Consider the following 21,484-nt stretch of genomic DNA (forward strand, 5'->3'; position numbering starts at 1 on the left):
CGCTTCGGGAGGAGATCGAGCCTCGGGAGGACGGATACGCGGTACACGTCCTCCCTACGCCGGATCTCCTCCCGAGGCGAGGGGCGCCGCGGGGCTAATCGCCGCGGGAGATCGCGACCATCTCGTCGCGCGGCACGACCTTGATACGGGCGCGCTCGTGCGGCGCCCCGAGCGCCATCTCGTGCTCGTCGAGGCGGTGCCAGCCCTCGAGGTCGGTCCAGGCGACACCGCGCTCGGCCAGCAGCGCGGGGATCGCGTCCTCCGCCGGGTCCTCCGGCTGCCACCACGAGCCCTGGTCGTTGATGAGGTGGCGCACCGTCTCCATCGCGTCCGACTTCGTGTGGCCGATGAGCCCGACCGGTCCGCGCTTGATCCAGCCGGTGGCGTAGACGCCGGGCACGCGCTCGTTGGAGTCCTTGCGGATGACCTGGCCCTCGTGGTTCGGGATGACGCCGTGGCGCTTGTCGAAGGGCACGCCCGGGAGGGGCGACCCGAAGTATCCGACCGCGCGGTACAGCGCCTGGATCGCGACCTCGCGCAGCTCGCCCGTACCGACGACGCCACCCTGCCCGTCGGGGCGCGTGCGCTCGTAGACGAAGGACGACACCCGGCCGTCGGCATCCGTCTTCACCTCGACGGGCTTCGCCCAGAAGTGCAGGTGCAGGCGCCGCGACGCCTCACCGCCCGCGTTGTTCACGCTCGGGCGCTTGCGCCACGACTGCAGCACGCGATCGATGACCATGACCTGCTTGTTGCTTGCGATCGCGGCCTTCGAGGCCTCGTCGTAGTCGAAGTCCTCGTCGTACACGACCATGTCGACATCGCGCAGCTCGCCGAGCTCGCGCAGCTCCAGCGGCGTGAACTTCACCTGCGCGGGGCCGCGACGGCCGAAGACGTGCACGTCGGTGACCGGCGAGGCCTTCAGGCCCTCGTACACGTTCGCGGGGATCTCGGTGGGGAGGAGGTCGTCGGCGTGCTTGGCCAGCATGCGCGAGATGTCGAGGGCCACGTTGCCGTTGCCGATGACGGCGACCGACTCGGCCTCGAGCGGCCACGTGCGCGGCACGTCGGGGTGGCCGTCGAACCACGACACGAAGTCGGCGGCGCCGTACGAGCCCTTCGCATCGATGCCCGGGATGTCCAGCTTCGTGTCGCGGATGGCCCCGGTGGCGAAGATCACGGCGTTGTAGTGACGCTTGAGATCATCGAGGGTGATGTCCTCGCCGAAGCGGACGTTCCCGAAGATGCGGATGTCGCCGCGGTCGAGCACCTCGCGCAGCGCCGTGATGATGCCCTTGATGCGCGGGTGGTCGGGCGCGACGCCGTAGCGCACGAGGCCGTAGGGGGCGGGGAGCTGTTCGAACAGGTCGATCGACACGTCGAACTTCCGCTCGGCCTTCAGCAGGATGTCCGCCGCGTAGATGCCGGCGGGTCCTGCGCCGACGATGGCCAGCCGGAGCTTGGTCATGGGTGTCCTCTCGGAAACGGATGCGGCGGTCCCGCCGCGATCGGAGTCAGCTGGAGCGGTCGGCGACGGCCTGCGCGAAGCGCGTGAGCGCCTCCCGCACGGCGCCGTCGGGCACCGGCCCCAGCGCGTCGATGGCCTCGTTCGACCACTGGTGGGCGAGATCGAGGGTCGCGTCGGTGGCCTCGTGCGCCCGCAGCAGGGCGAGCGGCTCGTCGAGGATCTCGGGGTCGGCGCCGTCGGCGATGGCCTCGACGCCCTGCTCGATGCGCGCGTGCAGGTCGACCGACGCTGCATCCGTGCGCTGACCGAGCAGCAGGTAGGGCATCGTCGGCACCCCCGCGCGCAGGTCGGTGCCGGGCACCTTGCCGGTCTCGTCGGGGTCGGCCGACAGGTCGATGACGTCGTCGAGCAGCTGAAAGGCGACGCCCGCCTTCTCGCCGAAGACGCGCATGGGCGTCTCGTACTCCTGCGGGCCGCGCGAGAAGATGACGCCCGCCTCGGCGGCCGTCGCGATGAGGGAGCCGGTCTTGTCGGAGAGCACGTGCAGGTAGAACGCGACCGGGTCGTCGCCGGGCTGCGGGCCGACGGTCTCGTGCATCTGGCCGAGCACGAGCCGCTCGAACGTGTCGGCCTGGAGGCGGATGGCGCGCTCGCCGTGGCGCGCCATGATCTGGCTCGCACGAGAGAACAGCAGGTCGCCGGTGAGGATCGCGACGTTGTTGCCCCACACGGTCTGAGCGCTCGGCACGCCGCGACGCACGTCGGCGCCGTCCATGACGTCGTCGTGGTAGAGCGACCCCAGGTGGGTCATCTCCAGCGCGGTCGCCGCATCCACGACGTCGTCGCCGATGCCTTCGCCGAGCTGCGCCGTGAGCATCGCGAGCATCGGGCGCACGCGCTTGCCGCCGGCCTCGTACAGATAGCGGCTCGTGGCGTCGGCGAGCGCGTCGGCCGAGCGCAGCTCGCGCGCGAGGCTCTCCTCGACGCGGTCCAGGCCCGCCTCGACGGTGGCCAGCAGCTTGCGCGAGCGGACCCCCGCGAACACGCGGTCGGAAAGTCCCAGCTTGCCCGCCATCTGCGAGCCCGCAGCGGAAGGTCTCGGGGTCACCCTCCAACCCTATCGCGCGTGGGGAGTTCGGCCTCAGGCCCTGGCGTAGCCGCGGTGCAGCGCTACGATGCCGAGCGACAGGTTGCGGTACGCGACATCGGCCCAGCCGGCCTCGCGCATCCACTGCGAGAGCGTCCGCTGGTCGGGCCAGTCGCGGATCGACTCGTTGAGGTAGTCGTACGCCTCCGCGTTGGAGCTCACCGCGCGCGCGACGACGGGAAGCACGCGCCCGTTGTAGAAGCGGTAGAGGCCGCCGAAGAGCTTCGACGGCGGGTGGGAGAACTCGCACACGACGATGCGGCCGCCGGGCTTGGTGACCCGGCGCAGCTCGCGCAGCGCCGTCTTCGGCTCGTTGACGTTGCGCAGGCCGAACGACATCGTGACGGCGTCGAACTCGGCGTCGCCGAAGGGCAGCGCGGTCGCGTCGGCCTCGACGAACGTGAGGTTCGGGATGTCGCCGTACCGGCGGCGGCCCTCGCGGATCATGCCGGGCGAGAAGTCGGCCGCGACGACCTCCGCGCCGCTGCGCGCGAGCGAGACCGAGCTCGCCCCCGTGCCGGCGGCGAGGTCGAGGATGCGCTGCCCGCGCCGCGGCGCCACGGCGCGGGTCGTGGCGATGCGCCAGAAGCGGTCGTTCCCGAGGCTCAGCACGGCGTTGGTGCGGTCGTACGCCGCGGCGACCTGGTCGAACATGCCGCTCACGCGTGCCGGGTCCTTGCCGAGGTCGGCGCGGTTGGGCTCGGAGGTCACCGTCCGAGTCTACGCACCGAGGTCGGCGAGAACGGCGAGCCAGCGGGCGATCGTGCGGTCGTCGAACGGCGCTTCGCGGGCCGTGACGCGGCGTTCGAGGTCGACGGCGACGTCCTCGAGCCGCGCGACGATGTCGAGCGGGTAGCCGTACTGCACACGGTGCTCGTCCCACTCGTCGCGGTCGTCGATCCAGATGCCGTGGCGCGCGTCATCGACGACGTCGAGATCCATGTCGACGCCCGCGGCCTCGCCGGCGTCGTCGAAGCGCACGTCCCACGCGAGATCGATGTACACGCGGACCGGATGCGGCGCCGCGTTGGCCGTGAACGCCCATTCGCCCGACGGCGGCACGAGCGTCACGTTGGGCTGCGGCGCCCGCACCTCGCGACCCGGGCGGGCGCTGCGGGCGCCCGCGACCTGGCCGACCCAATCGCCGTGCTCGTCCGAGCCGAGGAACACGCACTCGTGCTCCCAGTGCGGCGACCCGTCCCACTTGCGCCAGCGGAAGAGCAGTCGCGTACCGGGAGGAGGACTCACGCTCGCAGTCTAGGGATGCGGCGCCGAACTAGGCTGGAGGCGTGGACACCCCCGCTCCGGCGGCGCTGCCTCGCTTGCGCGTCGTGACGCGCGAGATCGAGCCGCTCGACGATCTCCTCCCCTTCACGACGACGCACGACCCGCTGTTCTGGAGCCGTCGCGGCGACACGATGGCCGCCTTCGGCACGGTCCACACCCTCCGCGCGACCGGCGCGCAGCCGGCCGCTGAGCTCTCGGCGCAGTGGCGAGCGCTCGTGGCGGCCGCCGAGGTCGACGATGCGGTCGGCGTGGCCGGCACGGGCCTCATCGCGTTCGGCTCGCTCGCGTTCGACGCCGCGTCCCCGCGCGGGAACGCGCTGATCGTGCCCGACCTCGTCGTGGGGCGCCGGGGCGGACGCACGTTCGCGACGCGCGTCGCGCTCGCGGATGCGGCGGCCCCGCCCGAGCCGGAACTGCCGCCGCGCTCGCCCTTCGGCCCCCACTGGGCGGCATCGCTCGGACCCGGTCGGATGACGGCGGAGACCTACCAGGAGGCGGTGCGCACCGCGGTCGCGGCGATCCGGGCGCAGCGCCTGGACAAGGTCGTGCTCGCGCGCGACGTGGAGGGCCGGGTGCCCGCGACCGCCGACCTCCGCCGCCTCGTACGGGCGCTGCTGACGGGCTACCCCGACTGCTGGGTGTTCGCCGTCGACGGTCTCATCGGCGCGAGCCCCGAGACGCTCGTGACCGTGTCGGGCGGCACGCTCACGGCGCGGGTACTCGCCGGCACGAGCGCCCGCGGCGCCGACGAGGACGCGGATGCGGCGGCCGCGCTCGCCCTCGCCGACAGCGCGAAGGACCAGCACGAGCACCGATTCGCCGTCCGCAGCGTCCTGGCGTCGCTCCGCCCGCACACGAGCGCTCTCGCCGCCGGCGAGCAGCCGTTCACGCTGCGCCTTCCCAACGTGTGGCACCTCGCGACCGACATCGAGGGGGTGCTGGCCGACCGCTCGTCGTCGCTCGATCTCGTCGCGGCGCTGCATCCCACCGCCGCGGTCGCCGGGACGCCCACGGCCGAGGCGCTGGAGTGGATCCGGCGGCTCGAGCCGTTCGACCGCGGGCGCTACGCCGGGGCGGTCGGCTGGATCGACGCCGACGGCGACGGCGAGTGGGCGATCGCGCTGCGCTGCGCGCAGTTCGGCCCGGCGACCGACGACGACCAGCGCGCGCTGACGGCCTACGCGGGGGCGGGGATCGTGGCCGACAGCGACCCCGAGGCGGAGCTGCTGGAGACGCGCGTGAAGTTCCGCCCCATCATCGACGCCCTCGCGTGACGAGCGCCGCGAGCGGATCGAGCCCCATCGGACCGAGCGCGAGCGCGTCACGGTGGAACGCCCGCAGCGAGAACGCCGCGCCGTCCTGCTCCTCGCGCCGCCGGCGGGCCTGACGCCACAGCCGCGCACCCACGCCGAACGCGAGCGCCTGACCGGGCCACGCGAGGTAGCGGTCGACCTCGAAACCGGCGAGGGCGGGATCGACGTGCGCGAGCTCGACGAGCGCGTCGCGCGCGCGATCGACCGACCACTCCCCCGGCGCGAGCGCGACGCCGTCGGGGATCGGGCGCCCGGTGTGGAGGCCGATGTCGGCGACGATCCGCACCGCGCGCCACAGCCGGCCGAGCACGATGCCGAGCCGCTCCGCGTCGTCGCGGATGAGCCCGAGCTCGTCGGCGAGCTGCTCGGCGTAGTGCGCCCAGCCCTCGGCGTAGCCGTGCACGTGGCACACGTGGCGCTGCCACGGGTGCAGACCCTCGTGCGCCGACGTGATCGCGAACTGCAGGTGATGCCCGGGCACGCCCTCGTGATGCACGCTCGTGATCTCGTGCCACGTCGCGACGTCGGCCTCGCCGTCCGGCAGGGTCCACACGACGCGCGGCGGCGCCGAACCGTCCGGCGCTCCGGGCGTGTAGAAGACCACGCCCGACGCCGCCTCCGACACGACGCACACGACGTCGCCGACCCCGACCGGCAGGTCGAATGCGTCCGCCACGCCGTCGATCGACGCCGCGACGCGGTCGGCGAGCCACCGCTGGATCTGCGGCACGCCCCGGATGCGCCGCACGGGATCGCGATCGAGGCGCCCGGCCGCGTTGTGGACGGGGTCGGCCCCCGTGCCGCCCAGGCGCGCGGCGAGTCGGCGGGCCTCGGCGCTCAGCCGCTCCAGCTCCGCCCAGCCGAACGCGTACGTCTCGGCGACGTCGACGCGGGCGCCGAGCATCGTCGCGGCGATGCGGGCGTACTCGTCCTCGCCGACCCCGTCGACGCTCGGTGCCCGCTTGCGGAGGTCGCCGCGCAGGGTGTCGCGGAGCGCGGCGAGGGCGGCGTTCGCGCGCTCGCGCCCCCGCGCGACGTGCGCACGCGTCTCGGGCCCGACGGACGCCGCGATCGGCACGGCGGCGAAGGAGTCGCCCGCGAGCCAGCCGTCGATCTGCGCCGCGAGCGCATCGAGCTGGCGGCGCGGGGCCACCGCCGTGCCCGAGAAGCGCTCCGGATGCTCCGCCGCCCAGCGCAGCGCGCGCTCGTACCCGCGGATCGCCCCGGCCGCCGCGTCGAGCCGGCGCACGAGACGGTCGCCCGCCGCATCCGGGGTCACCTCGAGTCCGTCGAACGCGCCGCGGACGAGGTGGACGGGGGTCGCGAGGGGCGCGACGAGGCGTGCCGTGAAGCCCGTGGCCAGCAGCACCCGCTCGCTCGCGAGGCGCTCGCGCAGCGCCGCGCGCAGCACGGGGTCGCCGCCCTCGGCGGCGTCGAGCGCCGCGATCGTGTCGGCGGCGAGCGCGTCGCGGCGCAGCAGCGCCTCGGGCGTCGTGTCGGTCAGGGCCGGACCGTCGGCGCCGATCGCGGCGGCGGCGTCGGCATCGTCGGCGGCGAGGGACGCGACGTAGGTGTCGGCGATCGCCCGGACGGGATCGACGGCGCCGGTCATGACGCGGCGAGGCGCGCGCGCTCCGCGGCGACGTCGTAGTCGGCCGGCGGCCACTGCGGGTCGAGCCCGGCGAGGGCGTCGACGAGCAGCTGCGCGACCGCGAGGCGCGCGTACCACTTGCGGTCGGCCGGCACGACGAACCACGGGGCGTCGGCGGTCGACGTGCGCTGGATCGCGACCTCGTACGCCGTCATGTACTCGTCCCACAGCGCGCGCTCGTCGAGATCGCCGGGGGCGAACTTCCAGTGCTTGTCGGGGCGGTCGAGGCGCTCGGCCAGCCGCGCCTTCTGCTCGTCCTTCGAGATGTGCAGCATGACCTTCACGATCCGGATGCCGCGGTCCGCCGCCTCGCGCTCGAATCCGAGGATCGCGCCGTACCGGCGCTCGATCTCCTCGGGCGGCGCGAGTGCGCGGACGCGGCCGATGAGCACGTCCTCGTAGTGTGAGCGGTCGAACACGCCGATGCGGCCGGCGGCGGGGAGGCGCCGCCGGATGCGCCACAGGAAGTCGTGCGCGAGCTCGTCCGGTGTGGGCTTCTTGAAGGCGGCGAGCTCGACGCCCTGCGGGTCGACGGAGCCGACGACGTGCCGCACGATGCCGCCCTTACCGGCGGTGTCCATGGCCTGCAGGACGAGCAGGACCGAGCCCGTGCCGGGCGACGCCGTCGACTCGGCGAACAGGCGCTCCTGCAGCTCGCCGAGGCGCGCCGTCGTCGCGGCGAGGTCGGCCTCGGCGCTCTTCTTGTCGCCGTGGTAGCCGGGCGTGGATCGCGGGTCGACCTGCGCGAGCCGGAAGCCGTCAGCGGCGCGGAGCGCCTCCGCGGGGGCCGTGGACCACGTCTGCGTGTGCGCCATGATCCCATCCTGCCCCGAGCGAGCCGCCGCGTCAGCGTTCCAGCGGCACCTCGATGAGCTGGCGTCCGCCGACGGGCGCGGTGAGCACCTGGTCGAGGGCGCTCCGGGTCGTGACGCGGTGGTACTCCCAGCCGTACGCGAGCGCGAGCTGCTCGAGCCGTACCGCGTGCGGCGTGTACAGCACGCGCCGCATCGCGTCGGCGCCGGCGACCGCGGCGACCTCGAGGCCGTCGAAGATCGTGCCGCCGCCGTCGTTGCCCACGACGACCTGCAGGCGCGGCTCGTCCTCGCCGGGCGGGATGAGCAGCGCGCCGACGTCGTGGAGCGTCGCGAGGTCGCCGAGCAGCACGCGCGTGACGCCCCGAGCGCCGGCCGCCTGGGCGGCGAGCGCGACGCCGACGGCAGTGGCGATCGTGCCGTCGATGCCGGCGAGGCCGCGGTTGGCGTGGACGGGCACCTTCTTGCCGCCGAGCACGGTGTCGGCCACCCGCACCAGACGCGACGACCCGAACACGAGGCGGTCGTGCGGCCACGTGGCGCGCCATACGGCGTCGACGAGGGCGGCGCGGTCGACGGGGGCGCGCAGCACGGCCATCTCGGCGGCGATCGCACCGAGCCGCTCGTGCGGCACGGCCGACGCCAGGCCCGCCGCATCCGGCGCCCGGGGCGCGAGGTCGACGGCGGCGTCGTGCGACGCGCGCATCCACGTGCCGAGCCAGTCGCGGTCGACGCCCTCGGGCGCGACGGCGACCGCATCGACGGTGCGCGTCGCGCCGTTGAGGTTGAGCGGCTCTCCCGGGCCGCCCACCGCCACGACGTCGACGTCGGCTCGCGAGACCAGGGCCGTCACCTCGCGGCTGAGGGTCGGGTGCCCGAAGACGACGGCCCGCTCGACGGCGCCGCCGAGATCGTCCCGCCGCAGCAGCGCGCGGTACCCGTGCACGACGTGGCGGCCGAAGCGGGCGCCGCTGACGATCTCCGCGATGAGCGGCCAGCCGCCCACGTGCGCGAGCGCCTCGGCCGCAGGGCCCGCATCGGCGCCGGCGATCACGACGGTGCGGGGGCCGCGCGGCAGCACGAGGGGTGCCGACTCGGGCTCGGGCTGATCGGCGTCGCCGATCCCGCCGCCGCCCTGGTACAGCGCCCCGGACGCGTCTTCGCCCTCCCGCGCGTCGGCATCGGGGTCCGGGGCGTCGTCGGCCGCGGATGCGGCGTCCGCGGCGAGCCAGGGCGGAAGCTCGCCCGCGAGCGGCTCGCGGTACGGCAGGTTCACGTGCACGGGCCCGGCGGGCCGCCCGCCGCCCCCGAGCGCCGCGTCGAGCGCCTCGCCGGCGAGGGTGCGCAGCGCCGACGTCTGCGCGGCCGTGCCGTGGTCGTCGACCTCGTCGGGGGTGGCGACGTCGGCGTCGAACCGCACGTTCGGCGCGAACAGCCCCGGCTGGCGCGTGGTCTGGTTGGCGCCGACGCCGCGCAGCTCGGGCGGACGGTCGGCGGTGAGGAGGATCAGCGGGACGCCGGAGTGATGGGCCTCGAGCACGGCGGGGAGGAGGTTCGCCACCGCCGTGCCCGACGTGCACACGACGGCCGCCGGCATCCGGGACTCCCGGCCGATGCCGAGCGCGGTGAAGCCGGCGACGCGCTCGTCGATGCGCACGTGCAGGCGGATGCGACCCTGCCGCTCCAGATCGGCCGCGACCAGCGCGAGCGCCTGCGAGCGGGAGCCGGGGCTGAGCACGACGTGGGAGACACCCCGCTCGACGAGCGCGAGCAGGAGCGCCGCCGCCGCATCCGTCGCCGGCGACGCCGCGGTGCGCGGGACGTCGGGGGTCACGCTCAGCCGACCGCGCCGCGCTGACCGCGCGCGTCGTCGTCGCCGTCCGTCTTGGGCGGCGTGGCGCTGTCGGCGTCACGCTGAGCGCGGAAGCGCGCGTCGTCCGACTCCGCGTCGAGCTGGGCGAGCTCCTCCTCCAGACGGCGGATGCGCTCGTCGTGGTCGGAGGTCACCGCGATACGGCCGAGGAACTCGGGGTCGTCGTCGGGCGCGCGCCGCGCGACGGCCGCCGCCGAGCGGCGCACCCGACCCACGAGGAACCACAGCGCACCGCCGAGCACGGGGATGAGGACGACGATCGCGAGCCACGCCGGCTTGCCGACGCCGCGATGACGGGAGGCGGGCTGCAGCGCGCAGTCGACGATCGCGTAGACCCAGAAGACCGTGCCCACGAGCGCCAGAACCAGCAACAGCCTCGCCACGCGACTATTTTAGGCGCCCTGCCTGGACGAAGGCCGGGGAACGGCGTCCCTGGCCGACATAGGATGGACGGCGTGATCGCGCGCTCCGTCCTGCTCTACACGGTGCTGCGCCTGCTCGCCTTCCTCGTGCCGTTCGGCCTGCTCATGCTGCTGCCGATCTTCCAGCAGCTCCCGTGGCTCGCCGCGATCTTCGCCGCGCTCATCGGCCTCAGCCTGTCGCTGCTGTTCCTGCGCCGGCCGCTCACGACCGTCACGAGCGAGCTCGCCGAGCGTCGTGCCCGCGAGGGCGCCGAGCGTCGTTCGGGCGCGCAGCGCGACGCCGACGTCGAGGACGCCGCGGCCGACGCTTCCGGCACCGAGCGCCCCTGACCGCGACGGGCCGGGCGCTCAGGCGACGAACGCCCAGAAGAGGAACGCGGCGTACGCGAGCGAGGTCAGCGACGTCAGCGCGAGCGCGATGACGAGCTCGCGCGGCACCCGGTAGGTCCACACGATGAGGATCGCCGGAAGCGCCGCGAGCAGCGCCATGAGCGTCAGCCACGCGATGGGGTACACGAGCGCCAGGAACGCGCCGATGAGGAAGGGCGCGAGGACGAGCACCGTGAACAGCACCTGGGTCGCTCGTCGCCCGATGCGCACCGACAGCGTGCGCTTGCCCGCGAGCCGGTCCTGGTCGATGTCGCGGAGATTGTTCGCGAGCAGCACGGCGACCGCGAGGAACCCCACCGCGACCGCGCCGAACCACGCCTCCTGCGGGAGCAGGAGCGCCTGCACCCACGTCGTGCCGAGCGTCGCGACCAGGCCGAAGAACACGAACACGACGACCTCGCCGAGCCCCGCGTAGCCGTAGGGCCGCTTGCCGCCGGTGTAGAACCACGCCGCGACGATCGCGACCGCGCCCACGAGCAGCAGCCACCACTGCTGCGTCCGCACGACGATCGCGAGCCCCGCGAACGCGGCGAGCGCGAAGAACACCAGCGCGACGACGAGCACCGTGCGCGGCTTCGCCCTGCGGCCACCCGTGAGACGCGCCGGCCCCACCCGCACGTCGTCGGTGCCGCGGATGCCGTCGCTGTAGTCGTTGGCGTAGTTCACGCCGATCTGCAGGCACACCGCCACCGCGAGGCACGCGAGCGCGATCACCCAGTGCAGCGGCTCGCCGCCGAGGGTCGCCGCGCCCGTTCCGACCAGCACGGGGCTGACCGCGAGCGGCAGCGTGCGCAGGCGCGCGGCGCCGATCCAGTCGCGGGCCGTCGCCCGTGCGGGGGCGGCAGTCGGACGCTTCTGCGGGTTGCCGGGGCGCCGCGCCGGGGCGGGACGCTTCTTGCTGCGGGATCGGTTCGCCACGAAGGGCAATCCTAGGCTGCGCCGCGGGCGGCACCCGCGGACGGGGTCGCGCGCGCGGTCGCGCGGGTGGACACTGGCGGGATGCTGAGCGTGGGCACGACCGTTCTGACCGTGGAAGACCTCCCCCGCGCGCGGGCGTTCTGGCGTGCGGCGCTCGGGTACGTCGACCGCCACCCCGCGAGCGAGGACTGGGTGATCCTCGATCCGCCGGGCAAGGACACGTGGGATGCAGCGGGCGCGAGCATCGCGCTGTCGGTGACGGGATACCCGCAGCACTATCCGCCGCGCATCCACCTCGACCTGTACGCCGACGATCAGGCGGCCGAGATCGCTCGACTGCGCGGGCTCGGGGCGCGCGACGTCGACTGGGACGGGTACCCCGACGACGCCGACTGGGTCGTCATGGAGGACACCGAGGGCAACCGCTTCTGCGTCATCGACGTCGGCCCGCGCACCGCGGCCTGAGCGGCCGCGCTCAGGCGAGGCTCGCGACGAGCCGGCGGACGGCTTCGCGGTCGGGCTTGCCGGAGGCCAGCGTCGCGATCTCGTCGACGACGACGAGGCGCGAAGGCCGCGCCGGCGCACCGATCTCGGCCGCGACGGCCGCCCGCGCGCGCTCGAGCTGCTCGGCCTCGCTGGGGCGCGCGGCCCGAGCGCCCACGAGGTCACCACGGGAGGCCACGATGACGGACGCCTCGCCCCACGTCGCGTCCGCCACCCCCACGACGACCGCCGACTCCAGGCCCGGGATGCTGCGGACCACGCGTTCGACGCGGTCGAGCGAGATGTTGATGCCGCCCGAGACGATGACGTTGTCGATGCGGCCGTGGATGCGCAGCACCCCGTCGTCGAGGAGACCCGCGTCGCCGGTGCGGTACCAGCGGCGACCGCCGGCGTCGCGCGGGAAGGCCGCCGCGGTGCGCCCGGGATCGCCGAGGTAGCCGTCGGCCAGCATTGGGCCGGCGATCCGCAGCTCGCCGTCGACGATCGCGAGCTCGACGCCGTCGAGGGGCACGCCGTCGTAGACGCAGCCGCCGCACGTCTCGGTCGACCCGTACGTACGCACGATGCGCGCCCCGGCGTCGACCGCACGCTCGCGCAGCGCGTCGGGGAGGGACTGGCCGCCCACGAGGATCGCCTCGAACGAGCGCAGCGCGCCGGCGACCTCGGCGTCGTCCGCCGCATCCAGCAGTCGCTGCAGCTGCACGGGCACGAGCGACGTGTACGTCGGCACACGCGCGCCGCCCTCGCTCGAGGCCATGCCGCGCGCGGCCGCGGCGAAGGCGGCCGGCGAGAACGACCCGGAGAGGATCGCGGGCTCGCGTCCCGCCACGAGCGAGCGCACGAGCACCTGCACCCCCGCGACGTACGCCGCCGGCAGCGCCAGGAGCCACGCGCCCGCGCCGATGCGCGCCGCCGTCGCGAGGGCGCTCGCGGTGAGCGCGTTGCGGCTGAGCGCGACGGTCTTGGGCACACCGGTCGAGCCGCTCGTGGTGAGCGCGACCGCCGTGCCGGCCGGCACGTCGTCCGGAAGCGGCAGCGCGGTCGAGCCGAGCCCGACGGCGGGGCCGGCGCCGAGCACGGCCGCCCGCAGGGCGCGCAGCACGTCGCGTGGATCGTCGCCGTCGATCGCCTCGAGCCTCACCGCATCCGCTCCGCCATGCTGCGTGAATCGGCGGCTCTCCGGGCCCGCGTGGGCACCGATTCCGGCACGTCGCGGGTCAGTAGTGCCACGGGAATCCGGTCCAGTCGGGGTCGCGCTTCTCGAGGAACGCATCGCGGCCCTCGACCGCCTCGTCGGTTCCGTACGCCAGTCGCGTCGCCTCGCCCGCGAACACCTGCTGACCGACGAGCCCGTCGTCGACGGCGTTGAACGCGAACTTCAGCATGCGGATCGCCGTGGGCGATTTGCCCAGGATCGTACGGGCCATCGCGATCGCCTCGCGCTCGAGCTCGGCGTGCGGCACGACGCGGTTGACCGCACCGATCTCGTACGCGCGCTGCGCGGAGTACTCCTCGGCGAGGAAGAACACCTCCCGCGCCCGCTTCTGCCCGATCTGCCGCGCGAAGTAGGCCGAGCCGTACCCGGCGTCGAAGGAGCCCACGTCGGCGTCGGTCTGCTTGAAGCGGCCGTGCTCCGCCGAGGCGATCGACAGGTCGCACACGACGTTGAGCGAGTGCCCGCCGCCGGCGGCCCAGCCCGGGACGACCGCGATGACGACCTTCGGCATGAAGCGGATGAGCCGCTGCACCTCGAGGATGTGCAGCCGCCCTGTTCTCGCTGCATCCGCACCGGCCCCTGAGCCTGTCGAAGGGTCGGCCGCGTACGTGTAGCCGTCGCGGCCGCGGATGCGCTGGTCGCCGCCGGAGCAGAACGCCCACCCGCCGTCCTTCGGGCTCGGGCCGTTGCCGGTGAGCAGCACGACGCCGATCTTCGGCTCCTGCCGCGCCGTGTCGAGCGCGTGGTACAGCTCGTCGACGGTGTGCGGGCGGAACGCGTTGCGCACCTCGGGCCGGTCGAACGCGATGCGCGCGATCCGCCCGTCGGGCGAGACGTGCGCCGTGATGTCGGTGTAGCGCTCGTCGGCGGCGGTGGGCACCCACGCCGCCGGATCGAACAGCTCCGAGACCATCAGGCGCCGTTCTTCCCGTCGCGCCAGCGCAGCCACGCCGCGACCGCGTCGAAGTCGGGCTCGCCAGGCGCCCAGCCGAGCGTGAACAGGCGCACGCCGGCGTCGAAGAGCGCGTCGGCGTCGGACTCGTCGCGGCGAGCGAGCTCGTTGGAGACGATCAGCCCCGACACGTCCCGCTCCTCGGTCTCGGCCCACTTCTCGATGACCGACACCTTGTGGCCGAGCTCGTCGGGCGTGACGAAGCTGTGCCAGATGTCGGCGTGACGGGCGACCAGGCGGAGAGTCTTCTGCTCGCCCTTGCCGCCGATCATGACGGGGATGTGGCGGGTGGGCGCGGGGTTGAGCTTGCCCCAGCGCGCGACGATGCGGTCCAGGCCGTCGGCGAGGTCGTTCAGACGCGAGCCGGCGGTGCCGAACTCGTAGCCGTACTCGGTGTAGTCGCGCTCGAACCAGCCCGAGCCGGTGCCGAAGATGAACCGGCCGCCGCTGATGTGGTCGATCGTGCGGGCCATGTCGGCCTGCAGGTCGGGGTTGCGGTAGCTGTTGCAGTTCACCAGCGCGCCGAACTCCACCCGCTCGGTCTGCTCGGCCCACGCCGCGAGCATCGTCCAGCCCTCGAAGTGCGCCCCGTCGGGGTCGCCGAACAGCGGGAAGAAGTGGTCCCAGTTGAAGAGGATGTCCACGCCCATGTCTTCCAGGCGCGTGACCGCGTCACGGATCTGGGCATACGTGGCGTGCTGGGGCTGGATCTGCACGCCGAGGCGCACGGGAGTGTCGAGAAGCATGGCGCCAGCCTATTCCCGGCGTCCCCGCCGACCGGCGCGATCCGGGGCAGGATGGGGGGATGCTGCTGCCCGCCGTGGACGAGATCCTGGAGACCGCGCGCGTGGTGGCGCTGCCGCTGTCGACGCGCTTCCGCGGCGTGGACGTGCGCGAGGCGGTCGTGTTCGAGGGACCGGAGGGGTGGACGGAGTTCTCCCCGTTCGTGGAGTACGACGACGCCGAGGCCGCGGTGTGGCTCGCCGGCGCGATCGACTTCGGCTGGATGCCGCGCCCTCGGCGCCATCGCGACAGTGTGCCGGTGAACGCGACGGTGCCCGCGGTGGCGGCCGACGCCGTCGGCGCGGTGCTCGCGCGCTTCGACGGCTGCCGCACCGCGAAGGTGAAGGTGGCCGAGCGCGGTCAGCAGCTGGCCGACGACGTCGCGCGCGTGCGCGCGGTGCGCGAGCTGCTGGGTCCGGAGGGCCGGATCCGGGTGGACGCGAACGGCGCGTGGAACCTCGACGAAGCCGAGCATGCCGTCCACGCGCTCGCGGAGTTCGACCTCGAGTACGTCGAGCAGCCGTGCGGCAGCGTCGAGGAGCTCGCGGAGCTGCGCCGCCGCATCCGGTACCTCGGCATCCCGGTCGCCGCGGACGAGAGCGTGCGCAAGGTCGACGACCCGCTGCACGTGGCGCGAGCCGGCGCCGCCGACCTGCTCGTGATCAAGGCGCAGCCGCTCGGCGGCGTGCGCCGCGCGCTCGTGATCGTCGAGGCGGCGGGGCTCCCCGTCGTGGTCTCGAGCGCCCTGGACACCTCGGTCGGCCTGTCCATGGGGGTCGCGCTGGCCGCGGCGCTCCCCGACCTCCCCTTCGACTGCGGGCTCGGCACCGCGTCGCTGTTCACCGGCGACGTCGCGGCGCCCCCGCTGGTGCCGCACGGCGGCGAGCTGCCCACCGGTCCGGTGGTGCCGGATGCGGCGGCGCTCGACGCGCTCGCCGCCCCGGCCGAGCGCCGCGCGTGGTGGCTCGAGCGGCTCGCCCGTTGCCACGCGCTGCTCGAGCGCAGCGGGCGGAACGGCTAGGACACCAGCAGCGGCACGAGCGCCCCGATCGCGCCTGTCACGCGGCGGCGCGCGGCCTCGCGGTCGTCGCCGGCCATGACGGCGCGCGTCGTCGCCGACTCCCACACGGCCAGCAGCAGCCGGGCCGCGTCGTCGGCGGGCACCGCGAGGCGCACCCGCAGGCGCTCGGCGATGTCGGTGATGAGCTGGACGATGGCCGCCTCGAGCTCGGCGTCCTGCGCGAGGAACGCGCGCGCGAGCTCGGGGTCGCGGAGCGCGTGGATGCGGATCTCGCTGAACAGCAGCACGTCGAGCCGGTCGTCGCCGGGCAGGGTCAGCACGTGCTCGGCGACGGCGAGCAGATCCGGCATCGGCGCGCCCGCCTCCGTCGCCGCGGCGAGTTCGACCACGCGCTCCTCGACGTCGCCGACGCGCGCGGCCGACACGCGCTTGGCGAGCTCGAGGAAGAGCTCCTCCTTCGTGGCGAAGTTGGAGTAGAACGCTCCGCGGGTGAAGCCCGCGCGCTCGCACACGGCTTCGACGGAGGCCGCATCGAGGCCGACCTCGGCGAACACCTCGGCCGCCGCATCCAGGAGTCGCTGCCGCGTCGCCTCGCGACGCGGAGTCGCGGCCGTCGCCTGACTCATGTCGACCCCCCGTTTCACACCGGTCGCTCAGCCAGACGATGCCTGGCGGGGTCTACGATACATCTGTGTATCGGATACAGCGCTGTATCGATCTCCTCTGACAGATCGGAGCATCCGTGTCCACACTCCTCGCCTCGCTCGGGCGCTGGTCGTTCCGTCACGGCTGGCGCGTCCTCGTCGCGTGGGTGCTCGTGCTCGTCGCCGCCGGCGGCGGCGCGCTGCTGTTCAGCCAGGGCACCGACAACGCCTTCTCCATCCCCGGCACCGAGTCCGAAGAGGGCCTCGAGCAGCTCTCGCGCACCTTCCCGCAGGTCAGCGGCACGAGCGCGCAGATCGTCGTGGTCGCCGCCGACGGGCAGAAGATCACCGACGACCCGTACCGGTCGGAGATCGGATCGTTCCTCACCGAGCTCGACGGCATCGACGGCGTCCTGGCCGTCACCGACCCCTTCGACGAGAACGTGTCGGGGCTCGTGAACGACGACGACGACGCCGCGATCATCCGGCTGCAGTTCGACGGCCAGGCCACGAGCGTGTCACCGGAGTCGAAGCAGGAGCTGCGCGACGCGACCGACGCGTTCGCCGCCGAGCTCCCCTCCGGCGCCCAGGCCGCCCTCGGCGGCGACCTGTTCGCCAACTCCGTGCCGGGTGTCACGATCACCGAGGCAGTGGGCCTCGTGATCGCCCTCATCGTCCTCATGGTGACCTTCCGGTCGTTCGTCATGGCGGGGCTGCCGCTCGTGACGGCCATCATCGGCGTCGGCCTGTCGATGTCGCTCATCCTGCTGGCGACCGTCGTGACCTCGATCTCCTCGACGACGCCGCTCCTCGCGCTCATGCTCGGCCTCGCGGTCGGCATCGACTACGCCCTGTTCATCGCCGCACGACATCAGGATCAGGTGCGCGAGGGCATGGACCCCGAGGAATCCGCCGCGCGGGCGACCGGCACGGCCGGCTCGGCCGTGATGTTCGCGGGCGTCACCGTGCTCATCGCCCTCATCGGCCTCGGCTTTGCGAACATCCCGTTCCTCACCACGATGGGGATCGCCGCGTCCGTCGCGGTCGCCCTCGCCGTCGTCGTGTCGGTGACCCTGACGCCCGCGCTCCTCGGCGTGGTCGGACGCCGCGCGGCGGGCCGCGTGCGCCGCCGCCCCGCATCCGTTCCGGCATCCGTTCCGGCGGCCGAGAACGGCGACGACGCGGCGGATGCGGCGACCGCGGCGCCGCCCGCCGCAGCGGCGCCCGCGGCGGCGCCCAAGCGCGTCAACCGCTGGGTCGCGCTCGTGACGCGGCATCCCCTTGTCACCGCCGTCGCGATCGTCGTCGGCCTGGGCACGGTCGCGGTGCCGGCGGGGAGCCTCGCGCTCGCCCTGCCCAACGCCGGCATGCTGCCCGAGTCGAATTCGGCCCGGCAGAGCTACGACCTCGCCGCGGAGTACTTCGGCCCGGGGTTCAACGGACCGCTCATCCTCACCGGCACGATCGTCACCTCGACCGACCCGCTCGGGCTCATGAAGGACCTCGGCGACGCCGTGGCCGAGATCCCCGGCGTGAAGGAGGTCGCCCTCGCGACCCCGAACGAGACCGCCGACACCGGCATCGTGCAGATCATCCCCGAGACCGCGCCCGAGGACCCGGCGACCGCCGAGCTCGTCCGCGACCTGCGCGCCCACCACGACGACTGGCTCGACGAGTTCGGCATCGACGTCAAGGTCACCGGCTTCACCGCCGTCGCGATAGACATCTCCGACCGCCTCGGCGCCGCGCTCCTGCCCTTCGGCATCTTCGTCGTCGGCCTGTCCTTCCTGCTGCTCATGGTCGTGTTCCGCTCGATCGCGGTGCCGCTGACCGCCGCGCTCGGCTACCTGCTGTCGGTCGCGGCCGCGTTCGGTGTCGTCGCCGCGGTGTTCGAGTGGGGCTGGTTCGCCGACGTCATCCATGTGACGCGCGTCGGGCCGGTCATCAGCTTCATGCCGATCGTGCTCATGGGCGTGCTGTTCGGACTCGCGATGGACTACCAGGTGTTCCTCGTCACGCGCATGCGCGAGGACTACGTCCACGCCCGGGCACGCGCCGGCGCGGCCGGCGACCGGCGCGCCATCGCGGTCGAGGCGGTGCGCACCGGCTTCTCCGCCACCGCGCGCGTGGTCACCGCCGCGGCGCTCATCATGTTCGCGGTGTTCGCCGCGTTCGTGCCGGAGGGCGACACGTCGATCAAGCCGATCGCGCTCGGCCTGGCGGCCGGCATCGCGATCGACGCCTTCCTCGTGCGCATGACGCTGATCCCCGCCCTCATGGCGCTCCTCGGCGACAAGGCGTGGTGGATGCCGCGGTGGCTCGAGCGGATGCTGCCGCATCTCGACGTCGAAGGCGAGGCCGTCGAGCGCGAGGAGAGCCTGCGCGACTGGCCCGGCCCCGAGTCGACGGCGATCCTGACGGCCGAGGACGTCGGCCTGGAGGTGCGCGACGTGCGCGTGTTCGCCGGCCTGTCCTTCGCGCTCGAGCCCGGCGACGCCGTGGTGCTCGCGGGGGCCGACCCCCGGCGCTCGCGGGCGGCGCTGCTGGCCCTCACGGGCCGCGCGTCGCCGGTGTCGGGGCGCCTGCGCGTCGCCGGTCACCTGCTCCCCGGCCGCGAGGCGTGGGTGCGCGGGCACGTCGGCATCGCCGAGCTCGGCGGCGCCGACGATCCGCTCGTGGAGCTGCGCACCGCCCTGTCCGGCACGCCCGGCGTCGCCGGCGTCGCCGACCTCGACGCCGTGGCGCACGGCGCCGCGCGCGACCAGGCCGCCGCGACCCTCCGCGACGCGCGCGGCTGGACGCTCATCGCGACCGCCGCCGACCCCGAAGCCGCCACCCGCCTCCTCGCCGAGGCCGGCCGGCAGAACGTCTCCGTCGTGCGGGTGCACGCCGCATCCGCCCCGTCCCCCGACCTCACCGAGGTGAACGCATGACCGCCCTGCTCGAGCGCGCCGCCAGCCGGCGCCCCATCACGTGGACCACGATCGTCGGCGCGATCCTGCTGCCCGTGCTCATCGGCGGCCTGCTCGTCGCGGCGCTCTACAACCCCGTCGAGCGGCTCGACAACGTGCACGCCGCGGTCGTGAACGACGACGAGCCCGTGCAGGTGAACGGGCAGACGGTGCCGCTCGGCCGCCAACTCACGGCCGGCCTCGTCGAAGGGTCGGACGACCTGCCGAGCAACCTGTCGTGGACCATCACGAACGACGAGGACGCGGAGGCGGGCCTGGCCGACGGCACCTACTCGGCCGTCATCACGATCCCGAAGAACTTCTCCGCCGCCGCGACGAGCACGGCGCCCGGCAAGACGCCCGAGCAGGCGACGATCGAGGTCACGACCTCGCCCGACGCGCTCGTGGTCGACGACGCCATCTCCGCGCAGGTGACGCAGGCCGCCGCATCTCTCCTCGGCCAGTCGCTGTCGAAGGTGTACCTCGAGAACGTGTTCCTCGGTTTCACGACGCTCGGCGACCAGCTCGGCACGGCCGCCGACGGCGCCACGCAGCTCGCCGACGGCGCGCGTCAGGCTGCGGACGGTGCGACCTCGCTCGCGGACGGAGTCGCGCAGCTGGGCACGGGCGCCGGTCAGCTGTCGTCAGGCGCGACGCAGCTCTCCGGCGGGGCGCGTCAGCTCGCGTCCGGTGCTGGGCAGCTGTCGTCCGGTGCCGCTCAGGCGGCCGACGGGCTCGACCAGTGGGCGGTGGGCGCGCAGACCCTCGCCGGGCAGGGTCGGCAGCTCGCTGCGGGCCTCGGCACGATCGCGGGCCAGCTCGACCAGTCGCAGTTCCCCACGATCTCGGACGACGTCGTCACCGCCGCGCAGCAGCTGCAGGCGCGCTCGGGCGAGGTCAACGCGGGGCTCTCGCAGGCCGCCGACGCCCTCGCGCAGGCGGCGGCCTCGTGCGCCTCGTCGGGGCTGCCCGCCGAGACGTGCGCCGACATCGCGAAGGCGTCGACGGCCGTGAACGACAACCTCGCCGGCGCGCAGAACCTCGTCTCGAACGCCGGCACCGTCGCGACGGGGCTGCAGCAGCTCCCGCAGCTCGGCCCGGGCCTGCAGACGATCGCCGACAACCTCACGAAGTTCTCCGGCGGCGTCGACCAGCTCGCCAACGGCGCCACCACCGCTGCCGGCGGCGTGCGCCAGCTCTCGACAGGTGCGGCCGGGCTCGCCACCGGCGCGAACCAGCTCGCGTCCGGTGCATCCGGTCTCGCGTCCGGTGCGTCGCAGCTCGCGACCGGCGCCGACCAGGCCTCGGCCGGCGCGTCGTCGCTCGCGGGCGGCGTCGGCCAGGTCGCCGACGGCACCGACTCGCTCGCATCGGGACTGCAGCAGGCCGTCGACCAGCTGCCGTCGTACACCGACCAGCAGGCGCAGAGCCTCGCGTCGGTCGTCGCCGACCCGGTCGCCGCGAAGGGCCTCGACACGAACCTCTTCGGCGCGTCGGCGGTGCCGCTGCTGGCCGCCGTCGCGCTGTGGTTCGGCGGCCTCGGCACATTCGTCGTGCTGCGGGCCGTGACCGCACGGGCGCTCTCGTCGCGACGGCCGTCGGTGCTGCTGGCGCTCCGCGGCTTCGCGCCGGCCGCAGCCATCGGGGCCGTGCAGGGCATCCTCGTCGCCGGCGTCGTGCAGCTCGCCGCGGACTACGACTGGGCCGACTGGTCGCTGTTCGCGGTCGTCGCGATGGTCGCCGGCGTCGCGTTCGCCGCGGTGAACCAGGCGCTCGTCGCCCTTTTCGGCGGCGCGGGGCGCTGGGTCTCGGCGATCATCGGGGTCCTGGCCGTGGCGACCGGCGTGGTCTCGACCGTGCCGGGCGTGATCTCCGCGGTCGCCGGCCTCATGCCGACATCGCCCGCGTACACGGGCATGCTCGCCGCGCTCACGACCGCCGGCGGCTACGGCGCTGCGATCGCGGGACTCGTGGTGTGGGCGCTCCTGGCGCTCATCGTGACGACGATCGCCGTGGCGCGCCGTCGCTCGGCGTCCGCGCGCGAGCTGCTGGCGCCCTCCCCCGCCTGACACCCCGACCTCGCTGCGCGCCTGGGGTGGCAGCTCGTGCCGCATCCGCCGGCGCGAAGCGGC

General features: G+C 74.1%; 19 protein-coding genes. 6 read left to right on the forward strand and 13 right to left on the reverse strand.

Annotated elements, in window-relative coordinates:
* Positions 1-94: 94 nt before the first annotated feature.
* The 4 genes from EI169_RS13650 to EI169_RS13665 form a co-directional block, all read right to left on the reverse strand.
* Positions 95-1,468, reverse strand: a complete 1,374-nt coding sequence (locus EI169_RS13650; protein WP_125132828.1) for an FAD-dependent oxidoreductase — start codon at positions 1,466-1,468, stop codon at positions 95-97.
* A gap of 46 nt (positions 1,469-1,514) precedes the next feature.
* Complete coding sequence (locus EI169_RS13655) at positions 1,515-2,543, reverse strand: polyprenyl synthetase family protein (RefSeq protein WP_125133488.1); 1,029 nt, start codon at positions 2,541-2,543, stop codon at positions 1,515-1,517.
* A gap of 66 nt (positions 2,544-2,609) precedes the next feature.
* Positions 2,610-3,326 carry a class I SAM-dependent methyltransferase gene (locus EI169_RS13660; RefSeq protein WP_276312878.1) on the reverse strand — a complete coding sequence of 239 codons (717 nt, stop codon included), beginning with the start codon at positions 3,324-3,326 and terminating at the stop codon, positions 2,610-2,612.
* Positions 3,327-3,335: 9 nt separating this feature from the next.
* Positions 3,336-3,863, reverse strand: a complete 528-nt coding sequence (locus tag EI169_RS13665) for a hypothetical protein (RefSeq protein ID WP_125132829.1) — start codon at positions 3,861-3,863, stop codon at positions 3,336-3,338.
* A gap of 41 nt (positions 3,864-3,904) precedes the next feature.
* Here EI169_RS13665 and EI169_RS13670 point away from each other — a divergent pair, with 41 nt between their 5' ends.
* Positions 3,905-5,176, forward strand: a complete 1,272-nt coding sequence (locus tag EI169_RS13670; RefSeq protein WP_240640460.1) for an isochorismate synthase — start codon at positions 3,905-3,907, stop codon at positions 5,174-5,176.
* On the opposite strand, the gene EI169_RS13675 is transcribed toward EI169_RS13670, so the two are convergent.
* From EI169_RS13675 to EI169_RS13690, 4 genes are read right to left on the reverse strand one after another with little or no spacing between them, the layout of a single operon-like run.
* Positions 5,157-6,827 (reverse strand): DUF885 domain-containing protein, encoded by a 1,671-nt coding sequence (locus EI169_RS13675; RefSeq protein WP_125132830.1) that lies wholly within the window; start codon positions 6,825-6,827, stop codon positions 5,157-5,159. The genes EI169_RS13670 and EI169_RS13675 overlap by 20 nt on opposite strands.
* Positions 6,824-7,681: a polyphosphate kinase 2 family protein gene (locus tag EI169_RS13680; protein WP_205783814.1), complete on the reverse strand. Its 858-nt coding sequence runs from the start codon at positions 7,679-7,681 to the stop codon at positions 6,824-6,826. The genes EI169_RS13675 and EI169_RS13680 overlap by 4 nt, the downstream gene beginning before the upstream one ends.
* Before the next feature lie 31 nt (positions 7,682-7,712).
* Positions 7,713-9,512, reverse strand: a complete 1,800-nt coding sequence (gene menD, locus EI169_RS13685) for a 2-succinyl-5-enolpyruvyl-6-hydroxy-3-cyclohexene-1-carboxylic-acid synthase (RefSeq protein ID WP_125132831.1) — start codon at positions 9,510-9,512, stop codon at positions 7,713-7,715.
* Positions 9,513-9,514: 2 nt separating this feature from the next.
* Positions 9,515-9,934, reverse strand: coding sequence for a PLD nuclease N-terminal domain-containing protein (locus EI169_RS13690; RefSeq protein ID WP_125132832.1), 420 nt, complete (start codon positions 9,932-9,934; stop codon positions 9,515-9,517).
* Between the two features lie 72 nt (positions 9,935-10,006).
* On the opposite strand from EI169_RS13690, the gene EI169_RS13695 reads away from it, so the two are divergent.
* Positions 10,007-10,303 carry a DUF4229 domain-containing protein gene (locus EI169_RS13695; protein WP_125132833.1) on the forward strand — a complete coding sequence of 99 codons (297 nt, stop codon included), beginning with the start codon at positions 10,007-10,009 and terminating at the stop codon, positions 10,301-10,303.
* Positions 10,304-10,321: 18 nt separating this feature from the next.
* On the opposite strand, the gene EI169_RS13700 is transcribed toward EI169_RS13695, so the two are convergent.
* Positions 10,322-11,281, reverse strand: a complete 960-nt coding sequence (locus EI169_RS13700) for a 1,4-dihydroxy-2-naphthoate polyprenyltransferase (RefSeq protein ID WP_125132834.1) — start codon at positions 11,279-11,281, stop codon at positions 10,322-10,324.
* 81 nt (positions 11,282-11,362) lie between these two features.
* On the opposite strand from EI169_RS13700, the gene EI169_RS13705 reads away from it, so the two are divergent.
* A complete protein-coding gene (locus tag EI169_RS13705) occupies positions 11,363-11,746 on the forward strand; it encodes a VOC family protein (RefSeq protein ID WP_125132835.1) in 384 nt (127 codons plus the stop codon).
* Between the two features lie 10 nt (positions 11,747-11,756).
* Here the strand turns inward: EI169_RS13705 and EI169_RS13710 are convergent, their stop codons facing one another.
* The 3 genes from EI169_RS13710 to EI169_RS13720 all read right to left on the reverse strand — a co-directional run bounded on the left by EI169_RS13710 (position 11,757) and on the right by EI169_RS13720 (position 14,699).
* Positions 11,757-12,926, reverse strand: coding sequence for an AMP-binding protein (locus EI169_RS13710; protein ID WP_125132836.1), 1,170 nt, complete (start codon positions 12,924-12,926; stop codon positions 11,757-11,759).
* Between the two features lie 76 nt (positions 12,927-13,002).
* Complete coding sequence (locus EI169_RS13715) at positions 13,003-13,914, reverse strand: 1,4-dihydroxy-2-naphthoyl-CoA synthase (RefSeq protein WP_125132837.1); 912 nt, start codon at positions 13,912-13,914, stop codon at positions 13,003-13,005.
* Entirely contained in the window at positions 13,914-14,699 is a 786-nt protein-coding gene (locus tag EI169_RS13720) for an LLM class F420-dependent oxidoreductase (RefSeq protein WP_125132838.1), read from the reverse strand. Before EI169_RS13720 ends, EI169_RS13715 begins: the two co-directional genes overlap by 1 nt.
* A 59-nt stretch (positions 14,700-14,758) precedes the next feature.
* On the opposite strand from EI169_RS13720, the gene EI169_RS13725 reads away from it, so the two are divergent.
* The gene (locus EI169_RS13725; RefSeq protein ID WP_125132839.1) at positions 14,759-15,757 is read left to right on the forward strand and encodes an o-succinylbenzoate synthase; all 999 of its coding nucleotides are present in this window, start codon (positions 14,759-14,761) and stop codon (positions 15,755-15,757) included.
* Here EI169_RS13725 and EI169_RS13730 read toward each other — a convergent pair.
* Complete coding sequence (locus EI169_RS13730) at positions 15,754-16,383, reverse strand: TetR/AcrR family transcriptional regulator (protein WP_125132840.1); 630 nt, start codon at positions 16,381-16,383, stop codon at positions 15,754-15,756. The genes EI169_RS13725 and EI169_RS13730 overlap by 4 nt on opposite strands.
* Before the next feature lie 116 nt (positions 16,384-16,499).
* Between EI169_RS13730 and EI169_RS13735 the strand changes: the two genes are divergently transcribed.
* A complete protein-coding gene (locus tag EI169_RS13735; protein WP_125132841.1) occupies positions 16,500-19,334 on the forward strand; it encodes an efflux RND transporter permease subunit in 2,835 nt (944 codons plus the stop codon).
* The gene (locus tag EI169_RS13740; protein ID WP_125132842.1) at positions 19,331-21,421 is read left to right on the forward strand and encodes a YhgE/Pip domain-containing protein; all 2,091 of its coding nucleotides are present in this window, start codon (positions 19,331-19,333) and stop codon (positions 21,419-21,421) included. The genes EI169_RS13735 and EI169_RS13740 overlap by 4 nt, the downstream gene beginning before the upstream one ends.
* Positions 21,422-21,484: the final 63 nt, after the last annotated feature.

This window comes from Microbacterium sp. 10M-3C3 (genome assembly GCF_003931875.1).
In the GTDB taxonomy this organism is placed as follows: domain Bacteria; phylum Actinomycetota; class Actinomycetes; order Actinomycetales; family Microbacteriaceae; genus Microbacterium.

Coding starts and splice junctions, on each gene's coding strand:
- EI169_RS13650 (WP_125132828.1), bottom strand. CDS start 1,468: ATGACCAAGCTCCGGCTGGCCATCGTCGGCGCAGGACCCGCCGGCATC.
- EI169_RS13655 (WP_125133488.1), bottom strand. CDS start 2,543: ATGGCGGGCAAGCTGGGACTTTCCGACCGCGTGTTCGCGGGGGTCCGC.
- EI169_RS13675 (WP_125132830.1), bottom strand. CDS start 6,827: ATGACCGGCGCCGTCGATCCCGTCCGGGCGATCGCCGACACCTACGTC.
- EI169_RS13680 (WP_205783814.1), bottom strand. CDS start 7,681: ATGGCGCACACGCAGACGTGGTCCACGGCCCCCGCGGAGGCGCTCCGC.
- EI169_RS13705 (WP_125132835.1), top strand. CDS start 11,363: ATGCTGAGCGTGGGCACGACCGTTCTGACCGTGGAAGACCTCCCCCGC.
- EI169_RS13715 (WP_125132837.1), bottom strand. CDS start 13,914: ATGGTCTCGGAGCTGTTCGATCCGGCGGCGTGGGTGCCCACCGCCGCC.
- EI169_RS13720 (WP_125132838.1), bottom strand. CDS start 14,699: ATGCTTCTCGACACTCCCGTGCGCCTCGGCGTGCAGATCCAGCCCCAG.
- EI169_RS13725 (WP_125132839.1), top strand. CDS start 14,759: ATGCTGCTGCCCGCCGTGGACGAGATCCTGGAGACCGCGCGCGTGGTG.
- EI169_RS13730 (WP_125132840.1), bottom strand. CDS start 16,383: ATGAGTCAGGCGACGGCCGCGACTCCGCGTCGCGAGGCGACGCGGCAG.
- EI169_RS13740 (WP_125132842.1), top strand. CDS start 19,331: ATGACCGCCCTGCTCGAGCGCGCCGCCAGCCGGCGCCCCATCACGTGG.